Source organism: Chryseobacterium sp. VD8 (assembly GCF_037149975.1).
Taxonomy (GTDB): domain Bacteria; phylum Bacteroidota; class Bacteroidia; order Flavobacteriales; family Weeksellaceae; genus Chryseobacterium; species Chryseobacterium indicum.
In genome coordinates this window covers 1-2020 of sequence record NZ_JBBCQL010000391.1, presented here as the reverse complement: position 1 = coordinate 2020, position 2020 = coordinate 1, and the positions used below count along the sequence as shown (strand labels likewise).

Here is a 2020-nt window from a genome sequence, read left to right as displayed (position 1 = left end):
CTGTTGTATAAGATTCAAAATCTTCAAACATGGAAGTCATGGCTCCGCATAATGTTTTGAATGTGCCTGAAAAAGACCACGCGCTCTGACTTGCTGCACCGCTGCAGTTTGCTCTTACCCAATAATATAGGTAGTATTGGGATTCAGTCCCGGAATTGTAGTTGAGGTTCCTGAAATTCCCGTAAGATTGGCGGTTGCTCCCGAAGCCGGTGTTGTATTGGTTGTACTGTAGTAAATATCGTACGTTGTAGCGGTAGTTCCCGTTGCAGGTGTCCATGAAACTGCTGCGGAATTTGCTGTAAGTGTTCCTGTCGCATTCAGTGTCGGAGGTGCACAAGTGGAGTAGGCATCTGCCGAAAATGCAAAAACATTGGTATAGCCCTGTGCGGTTGATGTTTTGGTAATCGTAATGCTTTGGATGGGTTTTGTCTGATTGGCTGCATCTAACGTCAGCAAAGTCTGGTACAATCTCGGATTGGTTCCGCTTCCTGATTCCAGAGTGTCGTTTGTTCTGTTGATTCTTCCGAATCCCTGTATTGCGAATCCGGTTCCGTTATACCAGTCTGAAACGGTAACTCCTGTAAAGGTTTGTGAAGTATTGTCTGTAAAATTAACGGTTACCGTAACGGTAGAAGCACCGCTTCCGCTGGTTGCGAGCATATATAATTTAAATGCTGCTATCGGTGTTGAAAAAGTTATTGTTCCGGAATCGTTCTGGTTAGCCAGTTTCAGAGAATTGTTTGCACTGTAACTGGCTAATTTATAAGACAATCCCGGAGTTGTGGAAACCACACTGTTTACGATGCCGTCATTCGGTAAACCGTAAGTAAGGGGAGTACTGGAAGAAGACAGCTGAAAATCTCTCGATACAAAAGCGAATGAAACGCCGTCTACATCGGTTGAGGTAGTTACTGCGGAAGATCCGACTCCGTTTGCAATAACATCGGAATTAAGCCCCGATGAAATAAGCATTGGCTGAAAATTTTGAGCTGCTGCAGTAGAAGCTGCCAAGACAGCTCCCGTATACATCGCTCTTGAAAGTAATTTTAAATTCATGCTAAAAAATTATAAGGTATTATTTGTTTGAAATTGTTTAGTCACGGTTTTTTACAAGAATCCATCCCGAATATTTTACAGGAGTATTTTTCTTATCATTTTCATTCCATGATACGGAATACCAGTAGTTTCCGGTAGAGATTTTTCTTCCGTTTATAGTCCCGTCCCACTTGTATTTATTAGACTTGTCCGCTTTATGAATCTGTGCACCATATCTGTCGAATATATTAAAGACAAGATTTTGTTTTCCGGCGAGTGCAGAATAATCTATGAAATCATTTACTCCGTCTCCATTCGGCGTTATTACATTGATTAGATTAGGAACCAATACACTTACGGTAATAGGATCACAGTTATAGGCGTCTTTTACAAAAATTTTAATGTCACCTCTTGGTATATTTTTAAACTTATTAGAATCCTGCCATTTAATTCCGTCTAATGAATACTGATAAGGGATCGTACCGCCGATTGCGTGAACAGTTACTTCATTATTGTTAATATCAATACTGGAAATCACAGGCTGTTCCGATGCGTATACTTTTACTTGCTGCAAAGCAACGCATTGTCCTGTTTTAAGTTTTACCCAGTATGTTCCCACTCCCACATTACTGATCGACTGAGTTGTTGCGCCTGTACTCCATAAATAACTGGTGAATCCAGACCCTGCATCCAGGGTGGTTTTATCTTCCATACAGATGATTTTATCTTCCAGAACATTAGAAAATACTGGTGGAATGACTTCAAGAGTTATCTTTGCGATGTCATAACAGCCGAAAGAATTGCTTACTCTTATGAATACAACTCCATTAGGGGCAATATAATTTACAGGATCTGAAATTTCATTGGTCTGATTTTCAGCGTCGGTTAAAGAAGGATAATAATTTTTAATTACCCCAGGTGTGCTAATGACAGAAGCCGTTGTTAAATTGAATAATCCTGTTGCCGGATTATTTTCTAGAAAGCA

2 protein-coding genes are annotated in these 2020 nt (G+C 40.3%); both read right to left on the bottom strand.

The window, feature by feature from the left end; all coding sequences use genetic code 11:
• Positions 1–114: 114 nt before the first annotated feature.
• Complete coding sequence (locus WFK35_RS22490) at positions 115–1056, bottom strand: fibronectin type III domain-containing protein (protein ID WP_336734846.1); 942 nt, start codon at positions 1054–1056, stop codon at positions 115–117.
• A 37-nt stretch (positions 1057–1093) separates the two neighbouring features.
• On the bottom strand, positions 1094–2020 hold a 927-nt coding region (locus WFK35_RS22485; RefSeq protein ID WP_336734844.1), incomplete at its 5' end, for a T9SS type B sorting domain-containing protein.